12 protein-coding genes are annotated in these 18,461 nt (G+C 71.7%); 7 read left to right on the forward strand and 5 right to left on the reverse strand.

Annotated elements, in window-relative coordinates; genetic code table 11:
- Nucleotides 1–97 precede the first annotated feature (97 nt).
- Together O7617_RS06125 and O7617_RS06130 are read left to right on the forward strand one after the other, a co-directional pair.
- Nucleotides 98–841 (forward strand): copper homeostasis protein CutC, encoded by a 744-nt coding sequence (locus O7617_RS06125; RefSeq protein WP_282262088.1) that lies wholly within the window; start codon nucleotides 98–100, stop codon nucleotides 839–841.
- A gap of 312 nt (nucleotides 842–1,153) precedes the next feature.
- Nucleotides 1,154–2,035, forward strand: coding sequence for a transposase family protein (locus tag O7617_RS06130; RefSeq protein ID WP_282262089.1), 882 nt, complete (start codon nucleotides 1,154–1,156; stop codon nucleotides 2,033–2,035).
- A gap of 187 nt (nucleotides 2,036–2,222) precedes the next feature.
- Here the strand turns inward: O7617_RS06130 and O7617_RS06135 are convergent, their stop codons facing one another.
- From O7617_RS06135 to O7617_RS06145, 3 genes are all read right to left on the reverse strand, one after another.
- A complete protein-coding gene (locus O7617_RS06135) occupies nucleotides 2,223–3,170 on the reverse strand; it encodes a tetratricopeptide repeat protein (RefSeq protein WP_282262090.1) in 948 nt (315 codons plus the stop codon).
- Nucleotides 3,167–5,425 carry a CHAT domain-containing protein gene (locus O7617_RS06140; RefSeq protein ID WP_282264652.1) on the reverse strand — a complete coding sequence of 753 codons (2,259 nt, stop codon included), beginning with the start codon at nucleotides 5,423–5,425 and terminating at the stop codon, nucleotides 3,167–3,169. The genes O7617_RS06135 and O7617_RS06140 overlap by 4 nt, the downstream gene beginning before the upstream one ends.
- 650 nt (nucleotides 5,426–6,075) lie before the next feature.
- Nucleotides 6,076–8,526 (reverse strand): glycoside hydrolase family 2 protein, encoded by a 2,451-nt coding sequence (locus tag O7617_RS06145; RefSeq protein ID WP_282262092.1) that lies wholly within the window; start codon nucleotides 8,524–8,526, stop codon nucleotides 6,076–6,078.
- A 111-nt stretch (nucleotides 8,527–8,637) separates the two neighbouring features.
- Between O7617_RS06145 and O7617_RS06150 the strand changes: the two genes are divergently transcribed.
- Nucleotides 8,638–9,657 (forward strand): LacI family DNA-binding transcriptional regulator, encoded by a 1,020-nt coding sequence (locus O7617_RS06150; RefSeq protein WP_282262093.1) that lies wholly within the window; start codon nucleotides 8,638–8,640, stop codon nucleotides 9,655–9,657.
- Between the two features lie 6 nt (nucleotides 9,658–9,663).
- On the opposite strand, the gene O7617_RS06155 is transcribed toward O7617_RS06150, so the two are convergent.
- Nucleotides 9,664–12,072, reverse strand: coding sequence for an EAL domain-containing protein (locus tag O7617_RS06155; protein WP_282262094.1), 2,409 nt, complete (start codon nucleotides 12,070–12,072; stop codon nucleotides 9,664–9,666).
- A gap of 167 nt (nucleotides 12,073–12,239) precedes the next feature.
- Between O7617_RS06155 and O7617_RS06160 the strand changes: the two genes are divergently transcribed.
- Nucleotides 12,240–12,632: a PH domain-containing protein gene (locus tag O7617_RS06160; RefSeq protein ID WP_282262095.1), complete on the forward strand. Its 393-nt coding sequence runs from the start codon at nucleotides 12,240–12,242 to the stop codon at nucleotides 12,630–12,632.
- On the opposite strand, the gene O7617_RS06165 is transcribed toward O7617_RS06160, so the two are convergent.
- Nucleotides 12,626–13,552, reverse strand: coding sequence for a 2-hydroxyacid dehydrogenase (locus O7617_RS06165; RefSeq protein WP_282262096.1), 927 nt, complete (start codon nucleotides 13,550–13,552; stop codon nucleotides 12,626–12,628). The two genes, O7617_RS06160 and O7617_RS06165, sit on opposite strands and share 7 nt — an antisense overlap.
- A gap of 187 nt (nucleotides 13,553–13,739) precedes the next feature.
- On the opposite strand from O7617_RS06165, the gene O7617_RS06170 reads away from it, so the two are divergent.
- From O7617_RS06170 to O7617_RS06180, 3 genes are all read left to right on the forward strand, one after another.
- Nucleotides 13,740–15,557 carry a SpoIIE family protein phosphatase gene (locus O7617_RS06170; protein WP_282262097.1) on the forward strand — a complete coding sequence of 606 codons (1,818 nt, stop codon included), beginning with the start codon at nucleotides 13,740–13,742 and terminating at the stop codon, nucleotides 15,555–15,557.
- 92 nt (nucleotides 15,558–15,649) lie between these two features.
- Nucleotides 15,650–16,822: a PQQ-dependent sugar dehydrogenase gene (locus O7617_RS06175; protein WP_282262098.1), complete on the forward strand. Its 1,173-nt coding sequence runs from the start codon at nucleotides 15,650–15,652 to the stop codon at nucleotides 16,820–16,822.
- Between the two features lie 61 nt (nucleotides 16,823–16,883).
- Nucleotides 16,884–18,461 (forward strand): metallophosphoesterase, encoded by a 1,578-nt coding sequence (locus tag O7617_RS06180; RefSeq protein ID WP_282262101.1) that lies wholly within the window; start codon nucleotides 16,884–16,886, stop codon nucleotides 18,459–18,461.

An 18,461-nucleotide genomic window follows, 5' to 3' on the forward strand; every position in this document is an offset into this window, starting at 1 on the left:
CACGCCGAAGCGCCCCCATCAAACCGGTGTCGTTCCACGCCGAAGCGACGTCGTCTCCCATCAGACCGGTGTCGTTCCGCACCGAGAAGGAAGAGTCATGAGCACATTCGAGATCTGCATCGACAGCGTCGAGGGGGCGGTAGCCGCCGAGGAGGCCGGCGCCGACCGGGTGGAGCTGTGCTCCGCGCTCTTCGACGGTGGACTGACCCCCAGCCTGGGCACCATCGAGACGACATTGCGCGCCGTCACCCGGATCCGGGTGCACGTGATCGTCCGGCCACGCGGCGGTGACTTCATCTACTCGCCGTTCGAGATCGAGGCGATGGAGCGGGACGTGCAGGCCGCCGTCGCCGCCGGCGCGCACGGCATCGTGATCGGTGCGCTGACCGCCGAAGGCGACGTCGACGTGCCGACCACCCGCCGGTTGATCGCCGCCGCCGGTGACACCAGCATCACCTTCCACCGCGCGTTCGACATGACCCGCGACCCGTACGCGGCGTTGGAGCAGCTCATCGAGCTGGGCGTGCACCGGGTGCTCACCTCGGGCCAGGAGGTCAGCGTGCTGGAGGGCGCCCCGCTCATCGCCGACCTGGTGCGCCGGGCCGCCGGGCGGATCGTCGTCATGCCCGGTGGTGGCATCACCCCGCGCAACATCACCCGGATCGTCGAGGCGACGGGTGCCGACGAGTACCACTTCGCGGCCCTGGTCAGCTCCGACAGCCCGGCCGTGCACCGCAACCCGGCACCGCTGATGGGCGGCAGCCTCAACCGGCCCGAGTACGAGCGCTCCGGCACCTCCGGCGCCCTGGTCGGTCAGGTGCTCGCCGCCGCCCGCGCCTGACCCACGGATCACTTCGACGAGCGGTGGGCGTGGCGCTCCGTCGCGCCCACCGCTCGATCAGCGACCCCGGCACCCCGGCACCCCGGCACCAAGATTCGAGCAACTTCCCGGATGTTGCTGCCTGCGGCGCGCGGGAGGCAGCAACATCCGGGGGTAGTTCCATCCTGAGTTGGCTGGTCAGGGGGTCTTGACGGCGTGGGGGTGGCGGGGATGGGGCAGGTCAACCGCTGGTGATCTTCGCGGTGATCGTTTGCCGGTGGTGACGGTGTGGCGTGCAGAAGATAGACGAGCCCTCGGCCAGGGTGTTCGGTCGTGACACACAAAAACCCGGTGGCTGAGGGCTCGCCGCTTGTCTACCAGTCCAGCCTTGCGCTGTCCACGAAGACCCTGACCCTGGTCGTCAACGCGATCCGTCAGCACCGCTCACGGGTGCGTTCCCGATGGCGCAAACTGCCCGATCACCGCGCGGCGATGATCGTGCTGGCGGTATTACGCCATAACCAACGCCCTCACGACCTGGCCGCCGGCAACGGCATATCCGCCTCCACCGTCCGTCGATGGGTCGCGCAAGTCATCGCTGTCCTGGCCGCTGAGATGCCCCGCCTGTCACGGGTCCTGCGCCGCGCCCGCCACCACAGCGAGGTAGTCCTGCTCGACGGCACCCTCATCCCGGTCCAACGCCCCCACGACCGACACCGCCGCCGCACCCACTACAGCGGTAAACACAAAACCTTCGGCCTGCTCGTCCTCGCCATCACCGACCTCAACGGCAACCTGCTGTGGACCTCCGCAGCCCTACCCGCACGCACCGCGGAAATCACCGCCGCCCGCCGCAACCGCATCCCCGCACACCTACGCGCAGCCGACCTCGCCGCCATCTGCGACCTCGGCTTCACCCGCCTCGACGACCAACCCGGCATCAGCCACACACCTCGCCCCCGCGGCGCTCACCCCGGCCACCCCCACGACCAACCCACCATCATCACCGGCCACCGCGCCGCCCGCGGCAAACCCCTCACCCGCCACCAAACAATCGTCAACACCCTCATCAGCCGCGAACGAGCAACCAACGAACACGCCTTCAGCGACCTCAAGAACTGGCGAATCCTCGACCGACTACGCGGCAACCACCACCACGCCACCACCCTGATCCGCGCACTCACCGTCCTCACCCAAACCCACACCACCCGCTAACCGGCAAACGATCAACCCAAAGATCACCTCACCACCAACCTGGACCTCCCACCCACCACCACCAACCGTCAAGACCCCCTGACCAGCCAACTCAGGATGGAACTACCCCCCGGATGTTGCGCGGATCTCCCGGCGGAGGGCGCTCGCGAGTCGGAGAGCATGACGTCAGCGGGCGACGGACACCGAGTCAGGTCACGTCCGGAGTCCGTGCTCGTTCTCCGCGTACCTGTTCGAGCACTGCGGTGTCGGATGCCAGGTCCGGGTGGTCGACCTGGCGGTCGAGGTCCACGACGATTTCGAGTTCGCGGATGGCGGCGTCGAGGTTGCCCTCCTCCCGATGCAGCATCCCGATGTTGAACCGGGTGACCGCTTCGGCCGCGCGGTCGCCGACCTCCTGCGTGATCATCAAGGCTTGCTCGTAGTAGGCGCGGGCCCGATCCCGATCCTCAAGCCCTTTGTAGAGCAGGCCGATGTTGTTGAGGGTAACGGCCTCCCCGGCTCGGTCGCCGACCTCCCGCCGGATGGGCAGCGCCTGCTCGTAGTAGGCCAGCGCCCGCTCCCCGTCCCCGATCCCGAGGTAGAAGAAGCCGAGGTTGTTGAGGGTGCTCGCCTCGCCGGCACGGTCGCCGACCTCCCGTTGGATGGGCAGCGCCTGCTCGTAGTGGGTCAGCGCTCGCTCCCGGTCCCCCAGCTTCCAGTGTGCGAGTCCGATGTTGTTGAGAGTGATCGCTTCACCGGCCTGATTGTCGACCTGCCGCTGGATGGGCAGCGCCTGCTCGTAGTAGGCCAGCGCCCGCCTCAGATCGCCAAGGTTGTCGTAGACGCCACCGATGTTGGTGAGGGTGACTGCGGCGTTGCCGTGGTCACCGGACTCCCGATACAGGTGCAGGGCCTGCTCGTAGCTGATCAGGGCTTGCTGCGGGTGCCCGGTGGAGGACTGGGCCCAGCCCAGGTCGTAGAGGGCACCGGCGTCCGGCCCGAGACTCAGGGTGGCGTTGGCGATGGCCGCGACATCGGCGAACCGCGACGTGCGTAGCCACACCCTCGCCACCGAGTGGCCGACCTCGCGGGCGATCGTCGGCTCCTGGCCCGCCACCGCCAACCGGTGCACCTCTACCCATCGGACGATGGTCATACCGCAGACCCGGACGGCGCGAGGTCGGTGACCCAGAGCTTGTAGAGGCTTCGCGCGGCGGCGCCACAGGCTTGGACGTATTCGTCGTCGGTGAGCAGCGGACGGACGAGAGGGCGCAGGACGTTGGAGACGAAGTAGCGAGGCCGGCGGGTCTCCGGGTCGGTGCCTTCTTCGATGAGCCCGAGTTCGACGGCACGTTTGAGGTGGTCACTGGCGTCGGGATGGTCGTGGACGGCCCTGACGGTCGCGGCGGGAACGGGCAGGTCGATGACGTTGACCTTGGCGAGCATCTTTTGCAGCTCGAGGGCTTGGGAGTCGAGCAGGTTCGCCGCGAGGATGGTCTCCCGGCGGAATCGGTCGGCTTCCTCCTCGATGGCGGTGATGAGACCGTCGATGTCGAGGCTGCTGTCGTCGACGATCAGGTCGAGCCAGTCGAGCAGGCGGGGGTTCCCGGCCGAGGCGTGGACGGCACGCTCGCGAACACCCGGGTCGATCGGCGAGCCGGGGCGCAGGTTGCGCAGGTTCGCGAGTTTCTTGGTCTGCTCGATCTCGGTGAGGGTTTCGAGGGATTCGACGGCGACAGCCGTCCCGGCGGGGGCGGGGAAGAGGTAGCGGCTGGTGATCACGACCCGGCTGGGGCTGCCGGTCTCGTGGATGGCTCGGAGGAGGGCCGGAAGGATGTCGGCCATCTCCGGGGAGAGCACGTAGCCGCCGTCGCGCTGGTCGAGATTGCCGTCCTCGAAGTCGTCGAACACGAACAGGCAGGGGGTCTGCCCGAGCGGTCCGTCGACATGAAGCAGGTGGCGCAGGCGGACGAGGAGGGGCGCCTGGTCGTTGGCGAGCAGTTTGTCCGCCTCGACCTGCTGCTCCACCGTCGGGAACTGGACCCTGGTGGTGAGCTCCCGGAAGCTCTGCAGGTCGACGCGGCCATACCAGACGGCACGCTGGTGCAGGGGCATGCGTTCCAGCAGCCGGGAGGCGAGGCTGCTCTTACCGAGACCACCCATGCCGTGCAGGACCAGGGCCTCGGCTGCGCCGTCCAGACCCAAGGGCATTTTCAGGGTACGCAGGCAGCGCTGGATGACTCGTCGCCGTCCGACGAAGGCGGTGCGGGCGGCGACCCTGGACAACTGGGTCTGCGGGTCCAGGAACTCCCGGTCCGCCGGACGGATCTGGACCCGCGCGCGCCCCTTGGTGATCAGCGGCGTGACCATCGGGGCGAGTGGCGACCGGTCGGCGTAGACGCGCAGTAGGTGCCAGTTGCCGCGCTTCCGCGCGTACAGGTGTTGGCGGGCCTCGATGATGGCCCGGTCGAGGGACACGCCGTCAGCCAGTGACCGGTAGAGCTCGGCGGCGAAGTCGGTCGCGGAGACGTCGCCGACCGGCAGCGCCCACCCCAACACGGCCGGGGCTCCGGAGTGCACCAGGCTCTCGCTCATCGAGGGGAAGGCGCCGGCACCCGGGGCGTTCCCGGTCAGGCAGCCGGAGACGAAGATCAGGCGGGGCCAGTGCCCGGCCATCGCGTGCGCGATCTCGTCGGCGGTGGCGTCGACGCGCTCGCCGAACTCGTTCTCCACCAGGAAGACGGGTTGACCGTCACTGTTGACGGTGGCGTGGCCGCTCAGATGGAGAACGTCGAAGTATCCCGCGCCGTAGTCCCGGCTGAGGAAGCGAAGCCCCTCCAGGGTGCCGCTCTCCTCGACCACCAACTCGGCACCGGTTCGGAACGTGGCGGCCAGGATGGCCGCCTCCTCTGCCTCGTAGCTGAGCACCGGCTCGACACCCTCGGGGGAGGCGGCCATGAACAGCACTCGCAGGGGTCGGTTCCCGGGCGTGACCGGGCCCTTGAAGGCCGTGTTCGTGCCGACGGCCCGTACCGGTAACAGCGGCGCCTGGTTGGAGACGGTCAGATGCGTCCCGTCCACGGCGAGCAACTCCCAGGGCAGGTGTCGTAGCCGGCCCGCGACGGTGATCCGCAGCGTGCTGCCGGGAGGCTGGTGCAGGATCGGGGTCAGCCACCGCTCGTCGCCGTCGAGGAAGGCGGCCAGCCTCATCCCGAGGTTGCGGAGCTGTGGTGAGCCGAAGAGCTGCGGAGCGACCGAGTGCTGGCCGTAGTGCAGTTTCACCAGGTTGATCAGCTCATCGATGGCGACCTTGTCCACCCCACGGGTCTTGGGTTGGCCACCGCCGGTGGACAGGCGCAGTTCGGAGTAGTCGGAGGTCCGCTCGAAGATCTCCAGCTCATAGGTGATCATGTCACTCACCGTTGGTCCCCTCCCTCACCGATAGTGCCCACCGTTCAACTCCCCTTGGTTTCCTCTAACCGGCTGCAGCCACCCCCTCGCCACCAGATCGCCGACGTGCCGGGCGATTGCCGGCTCCTGGCCCACTGCCGCCAACCGGTGCACCTCCACCCACTGGGCAACCGTCGCAGCAGCCGATCCACCGCGCGCTGATGTAGGTCGTCCGGCCGACGCGCCGTCGGCCGCTGGGTTCGAACCATCCGTCAACCCGGCACCTCCCCTGCCTATGCGCAGCCGTGACGACCAGTCCACGAATGCCGGTTTCGGGTCCCGTGAACGGTACCGTCGATATCGGACGGTGCGCAGTAATCGGGCGGCGGCAGGAACGGCGGCCTTTCCGGGCTATCCGGCCCATTGACGGTGACAATCGCCGTTTACCTGCACCATTCTTGGCCGCGAGTGGCAGGTGCGGTGACGTCGGGAGAGTCCGCATTCCGACATCGCTACCTGATGCGGAAACTCCCGCTAGATCAACACGGGTTCGGCGATGTCGCGGTATCCCGCACGTGTGGATACCACGACATCGGCGAAATGGTGTTGATCAAGTGGCTGGCTCGTTCGGATCGCGACCTCGCGGCGGGTTGTGCCGGACGGGGGTCCGCTCAGCGTGCAGTCATGTCGTTGACGCAGCGCAGGACCGGGCGGGCAGCCAGGGCAGCCGGGTCCAGCGGGGCTCCGGCACGCACGGTGAACAGCGCCGACTCACCCGGCAGCAGGGTGACCAGGGCCCGGTCCACAGTGGCCGACGGGTCCAGCCGGTCCGGGAAGAGCGTCAGGTCGCGCAGCACGGTGCGGGCCGTGACCTTGACCTGCTGCCCGCCGTCGACCGAGGCGACCGTCGCTTCCCACACCGCCGCCGGCCAGTCCACGTCCCGGTCGTCGGCGAAGAACCACAGGGCGCGTTCGGCGGTGTCACCGGCCTCCGCGACCAGCAACTCGCGGCGGCCGTCGTCCGGCCGGACCAGGTCCGCCGGCAGCGCCAGCACCACGGCGGAGTACGCCGGGACATCGAGATCGAGTGAGTTCTTCGCCCGGGGCTCACCACTGAGGGTCACCCGGGTCACCGAGGCCGACGACCGCCAGGGGGTGCCGCTGTCGTTGACCGCCACCAGTGCGAGGCCACCGTCGCGAGGTTGTACGGTGAGCAGCCGGTCGGCGTACGCGTGGCGCAGCGCGTACCACAGGGGTTTGCGGCGGCCGTCGCCGTCGACGGCCGACCAGGAGGTCACCGGCCAGCAGTCGTTGAGCTGCCACACGATGGTGCCGGCGCAGACGTCCCGGTGGGAGCGGAAGTGCTCCACCCCGAGTTGGATGGCGCGGGCCTGGTTGAGCTGCGTCAGGTAGTGCCAGTCGTCGAAGTCCGCCGGGGCGGGCAGGTGCGCGTCCAGGCCGCGTCGGAGCTTGGCGTCACCGTCGGCGGCCTTCTGGTGGTGTGCCATGCTCGGTGAGTCGTGGGCGAGGGGTTCGTCGCTCAGCGCCCGGCGCAGTGTGGCGTACGCCGGTGGCGCCTGGTAGCCGAACTCGGCGACGAAGCGCGGCACGTACTCCCGGTATTTCGGGTAGTCGTCGGTGTTCCACACGTCCCAGATGTGGGTGGTGCCGTGCGCCGGGTCGTTGGGGTGGATGGCCTCGGTGCCCGACCAGGGGCTGCCCGGCCAGTACGGGCGGGTGGGGTCCAGGTCGCCGACGATCCGGGGCAGCACGTCGAGGTAGTAGCCGCGCCCCCAGGTGCGTCCGTCGAGGGGTCGTTGCCAGTCCCAGTCGTGCCAGCCCCAGATGTTTTCGTTGTTGCCGGTCCAGAGCACCAGCGACGGGTGCGGCGACAGGCGGGTCACCTGCTCGGCGGCCTCGGCGGCCACCTCACTGCCGAAGGGTTCCTCCTCCGGGTAGGCGGCGCAGGCGAAGAGGAAGTCCTGTTGGACGAGCAGTCCGCGCTCGTCGGCGAGGTCGTAGAAGTCCGCCGACTCGTACCGGCCGCCACCCCAGACCCGCAGCAGGTTGACGTTGGCCCCAACCGCCTGGTCGAACCGCTCGGCCAACCGGTCGCGGGTGACCCGGGTGGGGAAGACGTCGTCGGGGATCCAGTTGACCCCTCGCACGAAGACCGGGACGTCGTTGACCGACACCGCGAACGGGGTGCCGTGCGCGTCGGGCGTGGTGTCCAGTCGGATCGAGCGGAAGCCGATGCGGTGCGACCAGGTGTCCACTGTGTCGCCGTCCGGCCCGTGCACCGTCACCTCGATCGGGTGGCGCGTCTGGTCGCCGTACCCTCGGGGCCACCAGAGCGCGGGCTCGCGGACGGTGAGGCTGAGCACGGCCGTGCGGTGACCGGCCGGGATCACCACGTCGGCGCTGACGCCGGCGGCGTCGGCGCGGACGGTCAGCGGGACGTCCGACGCCCGCTCGACCTCGACGTGCAGCTCGACCCGGCCGTCGCGACCGTCCATGGTGACCAGCGGGCGGACGCCGGCCAGCCGGGCTGTGGACCAGGCGTGCAGGCTGATCTCCTGCCAGATGCCGGCGGTGACCAGTGTCGGCCCCCAGTCCCAGCCGAAGTTGCAGGCCATCTTGCGGATGAAGTGGAACGGCTCCGGGTAGGCGTTCGGCCGGTCGCCGAGTCGCTCCTGCTGCGCCTCGGCGTAGCGGTACGCGGAGTCGAACGTGACCACCAGGTCGTTGTCGCCGTCGCGCAGCAGCGACCGCACGTCGAACCGGTAGCCGCGGTGCATGTTCTCGGTGCGGCCGACCTCGACGCCGTTGACGGTGATGGTGGCGACGGTGTCCAGGCCGGCGCAGACCAGGTCGACCCGGTCGTGGTCGCCGCGCGGCGCGTGGAAGGTCGTCCGGTACGTCCAGTCGGCGCGCCCGATCCAGGCCAGCGCGATCTCGTTGTCGTCGAGGTAGGGGTCGGGGATCAGCCCGGCGTCGAGCAGGTCGGTGTGCACGCAACCCGGCACTGTCGCCGGCACGGACCGACCGGCGACAGCGGTCGGCACCTGCGCTCCGGGAGCGGCCCGGAGCGTCCAACCGTCGTAGAGTGCCTGTCGGCTCACGATTCCACCGCACCTTCTGCATCGAAAGACGTTGACTGAACCGGATAAGCTGAGCCACCGTACGGTCCGGAATCAGGGCTGTCAACGGCCGGAAAGCGAAGGAGCACACCGGTGAAGCGGCCGACAATCGCCGACGTCGCCCGACGCGCCGGGGTGTCCAAGGGCGCCGTGTCGTACGCGCTCAACGGCCAGCCCGGCGTCTCCGAGGCCACCCGGCAGCGCATCCTGACCATTGCCACGGAGATCGGGTTCAGCCCGAGCAGCGCCGCCCGCGCCCTCTCCGCCGCCACCGCCGGCGCTGTCGGTCTGGCCCTGTGCCGGCCGGCCCGGACACTCGGGGTCGAGCCGTTCTTCATGGCGCTGATCAGCGGCGTCGAGGCGGAACTCTCCGCCCGCTCGTACGCGCTGACCCTCCAGGTGGTGCCCGACCACGACGCCGAGATCGCCGTCTACCGGCGGTGGTGGGGTGAGCGCCGGGTGGACGGGGTGCTGGTCTGCGACCTGCGCAGCCACGACCGCCGCATACCCGCGTTGGAGCAGCTCCACCTGCCGGCGGTGGTGATCGGCGGGCCCGGCGGCACCGGCGCGCTGGCCAGTCTCTGGTCCGACGACGCCGCCGCGCTGACCGAGGCGGTGGAGTACCTGGTCGCGCTCGGGCACCGGCGGATCGCCCGGGTCGGTGGCCTGCCGGACCTGCGGCACACCGAGATCCGCACCGAGGCGTTCACGGCGGTCTGCGAGCGGCTCGGCCTGGTCGACGCCGTCACCGTCTCGTCCGACTACACCGGCGAGGAGGGCGGCCGGGCCACCCGCCGGCTGCTCAGCTCCGCCCGGCGGCCCACCGCGGTCGTCTACGACAACGACGTGATGGCCGTCGCCGGGCTCTCCGTGGCCCAGGAGATGGGGTTGACCGTGCCCGCGGATCTGTCCATCGTGGCCTGGGACGACTCGCCGCTGTGCCGTCTGGTGCACCCGCCGTTGACGGCGGTGGGTCGGGACATCGCGGCGTACGGGGCGCACGCCGCCCGCCAGCTCCTCGCCGTCGTCGGCGGCCAGCCGGCCGGTCGGGTGCAGGACGAGACACCGCACCTGACACCACGCGGCAGCACCGCACCACCCCGGGAGAGATGAACCGGTTCAGCGGGATGCGGAGGGGAATTCCTCGAAGTATGCCTCGACCCGCTCGGCCGTCGCCGGTCGGGCCAGCGCGAACCCCTGCCCGTACCGGCAGCCGCCCCGACGCGCCCCCTCCACCTGGGTCGGCGACTCCAACTCCTCCGCCACGATCTCCACACCCAGGCGCTCGCCGACGTTGACCACCACGTCGATCAGCGGCGGCTGCTCGTCCGGCCGCGCGCCCACCAACTCCGGGCCCACCTTCAACAGGTCGATCGGCAGCCGACGGAGCTGCGCCAGCGAGGCGTGTTCGGCCCGGAAGTCGTCCAGCGCGGTGCGGACGCCCAACGACCGCAACCCGGCCAGCCGGGCCACCACGGTCGACAGGTCGGCGGCGACCCGTGGCTCGCTCACCTCCACCACCAGCCGTTCCGGCGGCACCCCGTACGCGGCCAGCACGGCCGCCGCCCGCTGCACGAAGTCGGGGGTGGCCAGCTCCCGGGTCGTCACGTTGACCGCCATCCACAGCTCCCGTACGCCCACCGTCCAGTTGGACAACTGCCGGCAGGCCCGGTCCAGGACCCACCACTCCAGCTCCCCGACCAGGTCCAGGTCCTCGGCGACCGGCAGCAGCTCGGCCGGGAGCACCGTGCCGAGCACCGGGCTCCGCCACCGCAGCAGAGCCTCCGCACCCACCGGCTGCCCGTCGGCGAGGTCGAGCACCGGCTGGTAGACGAGGTCCAACTCGCCGCGCGCCACCGCACCGGGCAGCTCACGTTCCAGGTCGAGACGGCGGACCAGCTGTTCCTCCAGGAACGCGTCGTACCACTCGACCCGGTCCCGGCCCAACTGCACCGCCCGGCGGCGAGCCAGCTCGGCCTGACGGAGCACGTCCGCCGGCCCGGCCCCGCTCACCTCGGCCAGCCCGATGCTCGTCTGCACGCGCAGCACCGCGCCGGCCAGCGGATAGGGCGGGCTGAGCGCGGTCAGCAGCCGGGTGCCCAGCGCGTACGCGAGCACCGGACCGGCGGCGGTGACCACGGCGAAGCCGGTACCCGTGCAGCCGGTGACCAGGTCGTCGGGGGCGATCACCGCGCGGGCGCGGCGCACCGCCTCGGCCAGCACGTCCTCCCGAACGGTCGGGCCGACCGCATCGGTGCCGTGCAGGTCCACCAGCAGCAGCGCGCCGGTCGGCACCGGCACGTCACCGATCGCGGCCAGGGCGTCCAGCAGGGCCGCCCGGTCCCCCGGACCACCGCCTCCCGCCGGACCGGGCCGCCGGTCGACCGCCGGCCAGGCCGCACCGGGCCGCCAGGCCGCGCCGACACCGCTCGTGGTGGTCGTGATGTCCGGGTCGCCGACGCGCTCGGGCGGCTCCGACCCGCCCAGCCAGCGCGGTGACGCCGCGCGGTGCCGGACGGCGCCACCGGACCGGCGGCGGTGCGCGGCCCGCCGCTCGCTGGTGGCCGCCTCACCCGAGCGCAGCAACTCGCGCACCATCAGGGGCGGCACCGCCGCCAGGGCCAACACCACGCTCGTCCGGTCCAGAGCGCGGTCGGCAGTCAGGTGCAGACCCGCCGCCAGCAGCAGCATCGCCGCCGGGAGCACCGCCCGGGGCCAGGCCGCGGGGACCGCCTCCGCGGCAACCGTGTCCGCCGCGACGTCCGCACCGACCGCGACGAGCAGCATCCCGAACACCATCGGGGGTACGGCCAGCAGGGCCGCCCGGCCCTCCGACGCGGACGGCAACGCGGCCAGCAGCACCAACCCGCCCAGGGTGAGCAGGACAGCACCCCGACAGACGGACGCGCCGGAGTGTCGCCGTGGCCCCGCGAACGCGTTCAGGGCGGCCATGCCCAGCCCGCCGAGCGCCACCGCGACGACCAGACGAGCCGGATCGGGCAGGCCGTCGCGGGGAAGCAGCAGCCAGGCGGTGAGGGCCAGACCGACGGCCGGGCCGCTCGACTCGACCAGCCGGCGCAGCCGGGCCCCGGGCGACGGACGCGTCCGACCGGGGAGGCGACGAAGACCGCTCACCGCGAGGGCCGCCACGACCAGCGACCCCACCAGCACGGCGAAGCTCGACCCGAGGGCGGCCAGGGGCAGCACGACGGCGGTGAGGCCGGCGGTCACCACCGCCGCGTCGAGCAGCACGCTCGCCGCACGCGACGACGGTGCGGTGGCGGGCCGGCCGGCCAGTCGGGTGAGCCGCACCCCGGCGACCGTGGCGCCGGCACCGACGGCCAGCGCGATCACCACCGGGGTCGGAACCAGGTCGACGGCACCGGCGAGAAGGAGCAGCGTCACCGCCGTGGACGTGACGGCCTCCGGCGCCGCCCGACGGGGGACGAGAACGCGGAACGGGTACGCGAGGAGCACGGCGGTCGCCTTCGTGAGGGGGCACGGGGGCGGTACGACGGTGCGGGGCATCGGACGTTGCTGGTCCGCTGCTCAACAAGTGGCAACGAGCGGCGATCGGATCGGTTACGTGCCGGTCACCGGAACGAGACAATGACCCGTGTCACTGTACGGCGTACCGCGCCCGGCCGGCACCGCCCGCCGCGAGCCGGACCGGCCGGGGGTGGGATCATCGGAGGGTGAGTAAGTCCGACACGGTCCGCTTCCGGCACAACCAAGCGATCCTGGCCGCCGCGATCATCGCCTTCATCGGCGCCCTGCCGCTGGCCAGCGCCCGGTCCTACCTTCTGCCGGTGCTGCTCGTGCCGCTCGCCGTCGGAGCCTGGGCCTGGCGGGCCGGCACCGACGCCGACGCCACCGGGCTGCGCGTACGGGCGTTGGCCGGGCAGCGCCGGATCGCCTGGGACCAGGTCATCGAGCTGGTCACCGACGAGCGTGGCCGGGCGGTCGCCCGGCTCGACGACGGCCAGCAGGTCACCCTGCCGGCGGTACGCGGCACGGACCTGCCCCGGCTGGTGGCGGTCACCGGCCAGAGCCTGCCCCACACCCCGGCCGAGACGCCCGGTCAGTAACCGTCGACCACCGTGTTGATCAGTGGTTGCCCGGCGGCGAAACGGCGCACCTGGTCACCGACGAGTCGGTAGGCCCGCGGCAGCAGCCCGCGCACCGACCCGGCCACATGCGGGGTGAGCAACACGTTCGGCATCGCCCAGAGCGGCGAGTCGGCGGGTAGTGGCTCCGGGTCGGTGACGTCCAGCGCGGCCGCGATCCGACCGGTGGCCAGCTCGGCGACCAGCGCCTCGGTCTGGGCCACCGGCCCCCGCGCGGCGTTGACCAGCAACGCCCCGTCCGGCATCGCGGCGAGGAAGTCCTTGTCGATCAGGCCACGGGTCTGGTCGGTGAGCGGCACGATCACCACCACCACGTCGGCCTCGGGCAGCAGCCGGGGCAGCTCCTCGACGCCGTGCACCCCCTGCTCCGGGCGGGCGGTCCGCGCGACGAGCGTGAAGCTCACCTCGAACGGGGCGAGCCGGTCCCGCACGGCGGTGCCGATCGAACCGGCCCCGACGATGAGCACCCGCTTGCCGGTCAGCTCGTCGGTGGGGGTGTTCCCCTCGTACGCCCAGCGCCGCTCGGCCTGCGCCCGGACGAACGCGGGGAACGCCCGCAGTTGGGCGAGGATCGCCGTGACGACCCACTCGGCGGTCGACGGGTCGTGCACGCCTCGGGCGTCGCAGAGCGTGACACCCGGCGGTGTCCGACCGGCCCATGCGTCCGCTCCGGCGGAGAGCAACTGCACCACCGCCACGTCGGGCAGCTCCCGCAGCAACGCCGTCCCGTCGGAGCCACCCAGGAACGGTGGCACCCAGACGCGGACGTCGGCGGCGTCGGACGGCATGCGGTCGGCGTGCTCGAACACCTCCACCGTCACGTCCGGGGGCAGCTCGCCCATGAGGCTCAGACCGGCCTGGTGCGGGATCCATACCTTCACGTCCGCCGACGATAGTCCCCGGCGCGGCAGTCCGTGCGGGCGCGGCGGGGATCCGGCGTCTCCGCGGCCGGCGCGCGCCGCCGGGGCGGGGCGAGGCTCGGCACACCCATGTTCGATTCAGGCCCGGACGAGGTATAACGAACTGTCGGAGGGCCGGTCGTCCTCCGCCCCGGCAGACAGGTGCGCGATGACCGACGGCTCCCCCGCCAACGCCCGACGTCCGAGCGCGCCTCCTCCGGCGCTCGGCGACGCGGCGCGGCTGCGCGCACTCACCGAAACCGGGCTGGACGCGACCCCGGACGAGGCGTTCGACAGGTTCGCCCGGTTGGTCAGCGACCTGCTGGACGTACCGGTGGCGTTGGTCTCCCTGGTCTCCGCCGACCGGCAGTTCTTCCCGGGTGCGGTGGGGTTGCCGGAACCCTGGTCGCAGCGCCGGCAGACCCCGCTGAGCCACTCGTTCTGCCAGCACGTCGTGGACATCGAGGTGCCGATGGTGCTGCCGGACGCCCGGCTCTACCCCCGCGTCCGGGACAATCTGGCCATCGATGACCTCGGTGTGGTCGCGTACGCCGGGATGCCACTGACCGATCTCTCCGGCCGGGTGCTCGGCTCACTGTGCGCGATCGACAACAAACCCCGCGCGTGGACGACAGCCCAGCTGCGGACACTGGCCGACCTGGCCGCCGCGTGCTCGTCGGAGCTGCGGCTGCGGATCGCGCTCGACGGCGCGCAGGAGGCGCGGCGGCGGGCCGTGCAGGCGCACGAACGGTTGGAGCTGGTCGCCGGGGTGAGCGAGACGCTGGCCGACACCCTCGACGTGGGCACCGCGCTGCGTCGGCTCGGCTCCACCATGGTGCCGCCGCTCGCCGACTGGTGCCTGCTCACCCTGATCGGGCCGACCGGCCGGCCCCGCGAGGTGGTCTCGGTGCACCACGACCCGGCCCGCGCCGCCGACATGGAACGCTTCGGTGAGCTGCTGCGCACCGGTCTGAGCCCGCAGTCGATCGTCCGGTCGGTCCTGCGCACCGGCCAGCCCCGACTCGGCGGCGTGGCATCCGTGGACGACGTGGCGAGGGGGACGACCGACCCGGAGATGGTGGCCATCGCCGGTCGTCTGGGCATCGCCTCGTACCTGAGCGTGCCGATGCGGGGGGCGGGCGGCACCGTGCTCGGGGCGATCACCCTCGTCAACAGCGCGCAGCGTCAACAGTTCGACGACCGTGACCTGCTCACCGCCGTCGAGATCGGCCGCCGGGCCGGCCAGGCGGTCGGCAACAGCTCGATGTACGGCGAACAGCGGCACGTGGCCGAGGTCCTGCAACACAGCATGCTGCCCCACCTGCCGGACGTGACGGAGTTGGCGCTGGCGGCCCGCTACCAGCCGGCCGCCGACCGGGTGGAGGTGGGCGGTGACTGGTACGACGCCTTCGTCCAGCCCGACGGCGACGTGATCGTCACCATCGGTGACGTGGCGGGGCACGACATCGAGGCGGCGGCGGCGATGGGGCAGCTGCGCAACCTGGTGCGGGGCAACGCCTTCGGCCGGCCCGACGGTGTCGGGACGCTGATGAGTGACCTGGACGCCGCGATCCGCGGCCTGCGGTTGCCGATCGCGGCCACGGCGACACTGGTTCGGATCTGTCCGCGGGTCGCCGACGTCCACGAGGTGACCTGGTCCAACGCGGGGCACCCGCCGGCCCTGGTGCTCCGCTCCGGCGGGTCGGTCGAGGTCCTGGAGGCGGCGCCGGAGCCGTTGCTCGGTCTGGCCCGGCCGTCGCCGCGCACCAGCAACTCCACCAGGTTGGCGGTCGGCGACACGCTGCTGCTCTACACCGACGGGCTGATCGAACGGCGGGACCGGTCCATCGACGAGGGTTTGGCCGAGTTGGTGAGCCGGCTGGCCGGCACCGACACGCTGCCCCTCGACGAGGTGTGCGACCTGCTGCTCGCCTCGATTCACGGCCGTGAGGACGACGCCGCGCTGCTGGCCGTACGGGCCCGCTGAGCGGTCCACCGGGGACCACCTGGACGGGTCACCGGCGCGCGTCGGCTCGTGACGGGTCCGGGCGGGCCGTCCGGCGGGCTACCCTGGGCCGGGTGAGAGCCCGTCCCCCGTACCCTCGCGTCCGTCGCCTCCGGGCGGTCCTCGCGGCGTCCTGCGCGGCGCTGCTGCTCGCCTCGGGTTGCAGTTTCGGCGAGCCGGAGCCCGACGCGGCCGGCGAGCCGCCCAACCTGCCGACGCCGTCCGCGTCGGCGAGCCCTGGCGGCGCCGGCCAGCAGGCGGTGACGACCGTGTTGGCGAAGGGTCTGCGGGTGCCGTGGGGCATCGCCTTCCTGCCCGACGGCGGCGCGCTGGTCACCGAACGAGACAACGGCCGGATCCTCCAGGTCGGCCCGGAGTCCGGGCCGGACGGGCTGCGGGTCCGCCCGGCGCAGACGATCCCCGACGTGGCGGCGGCCGGGGAGGGCGGTCTTCTCGGCATCGCCGTCTCCCCCCACTACGCGCAGGACCGGTCGGTCTTCGTCTATTACACCTCCGCGCAGGACAACCGGGTCGCCCGGCTGGAACTCGGCGGTCAGCCCACCCCGATCCTGACCGGCATCCCCAAGGCCAACGTGCACAACGGCGGCGGGTTGGGTTTCGGCCCCGACGGGCAGCTCTACGTCAGCACGGGCGACGCGGGCGAGCGCCCCCTCTCGCAGGACGTGAAGAGCCTCGGCGGCAAGATCCTGCGGATCACACCGGACGGCAAGCCGTCCGCCGGCAACCCCTACCCCGGCTCGCCGGTCTGGTCGCTGGGCCACCGCAACGTGCAGGGCTTCACCTGGGACGCCGCCAAGCGGATGTACGCGGTCGAGTTCGGCCAGAACACGTGGGACGAGATCAACCAGATCACCAAGGGCGGCAACTACGGTTGGCCGGAGGTCGAGGGGCGAGCCGGCGACAAGCGGTTCACCGACCCGATCACGCAGTGGGCGACCTCGGACGCGTCCTGCTCCGGTCTGGCCGCCGCGGACCGGCTGCTGGTCACCGGCTGCCTGCGCGGCAAGCGCCTCTGGGTGATGGAGTTGACCGACACGGGTACGCTGCTCGGCCAGCCCAGCGATCTGCTCACCAACCGGTACGGCCGACTGCGCGCGGTGGCCGCCGCACCGGACGGGTCGCTCTGGGTGGGCACGTCGAACCACGACGGGCGGGGTGACCCGGCCGGCGACGACGACCGGCTCCTGCGGGTGGTCTTCGCGGGCGGCGACGGCGGGCGCGGCTGACGTCCGTCACCATCCGTTCAGGTTCGCCAAGATCTTCCGACGGGCAGGTCAGAATCTCAGCATGGACGGGCAACGCGACGAGCACGACGACGCCGACGACCGGGACGACCCGGCGACCGGCGGCGGCCCGCCGCGCCCGAACGGCAGGTGGGTCGCGCTGGCCGGGCCGCTGCGCCGCATCGGGCTGATCGGCGCGGTCCTCGCCATCGCACTGGTCGGGGCGGCGCTCGGGGTGCTGGCCGGCGGTCGGGTGGACACCGACATCGGCCCGTTCCGGGCCAACCTCAGTATCTCCCCCGCCCGGGACGGCGGCACCACCGTCGACATCCCACCGCTCGGTGCGCTGCTGCTCGACAGCCACGACGGGCCGACCCACCTCACCGTCCGGCTCGGCGCACTCGACCAGGGCCGCACCGAGGCACTGCTCGACGACCCGGCCAGCATCAGCCGGGCGAGCCAGAGCGCGGTGGAGGACGTCCGCTCCGGCGTCATGCGACTCGGTCTGCGGACCCTCGGCGCGTCGGTGCTGGTCACCCTGATCCTGGCCGGGTTGATCTTCCGGAACTCGCGGCGGACGGCCTGGGCGGGTGGTTTGGCGCTGCTGTTCACCGCCGGCAGCCTCGGCACGGCGGCGGCCACCCTGCGCCCCCAGGCGATCGAGGAACCACGCTACGAAGGGCTGCTGGTCAACGCGCCGGCCATCGTCGGTGACGCCCGCCGGATCGCCAACGACTACACCAAGTACGCCGAGCAGTTGCAACGCCTGGTCGGCAACGTCAGCCAGCTCTACACCACCGTCTCGGCACTCCCGGTGTACGAGCCGGCCCCGGGCACCACCCGGGTCCTGCACGTCTCCGACATGCACCTCAACCCGACCGGCTGGCAGCTGATCCGCACCGTCGTCGAGCAGTTCGGCATCGACGTGGTGATCGACACCGGCGACATCACCGACTGGGGCAGCGAGCCGGAGGCGTCCTTCGTCGGTTCGATCAGCCTGCTCAAGAAGCCGTACGTCTTCATCCGGGGCAATCACGACTCGGACAAGACCGCCGCCGCGGTGGCCCGACAGTCGAACGCGATCGTGTTGGACAACTCCACCACGACAGTCGCCGGTCTGACCATCGCCGGCATCGGCGACCCGCGTTTCACCCCGGACAAGAACACCTCCCCGGCCGGCAGCGGGCTGACCCCGCAGGTGGCCGACCAGGTGGCGGGGGCCGGCGTCGATCTCGCCGCGACCGTCCGCGCCTCACCGCGACCGGTCGACATCGCGCTCGTGCACGACCCGGCATCGGCCGGGCCGCTGGCCGGCACCTGCCCGCTGGTGCTGGCCGGGCACACCCACTCCCGGCAGGTCTCCAAGCTGCCGCAGGCGCCGGGGCAGCAGCCCACCACGCTGATGGTGGAGGGCTCGACCGGCGGTGCCGGGCTGCGGGGCCTGGAGGGCGAGAAGCCCACCCCACTGTCGATGAGCGTGCTCTACTTCGACCAGCAGAAGATGCTGCAGGCGTACGACACCATCACCGTCGGCGGCACCGGCCAGGCCCAGGTCAACCTCGAACGACGCCTGGTGGAGAACCCGACCGCCGGAGCGCCCCCCTCGGGCACCCCGACACCGACACCGACACCGACGAGCTGA

Source organism: Micromonospora sp. WMMD1155 (genome assembly GCF_029581275.1).
Classification (GTDB): domain Bacteria; phylum Actinomycetota; class Actinomycetes; order Mycobacteriales; family Micromonosporaceae; genus Micromonospora.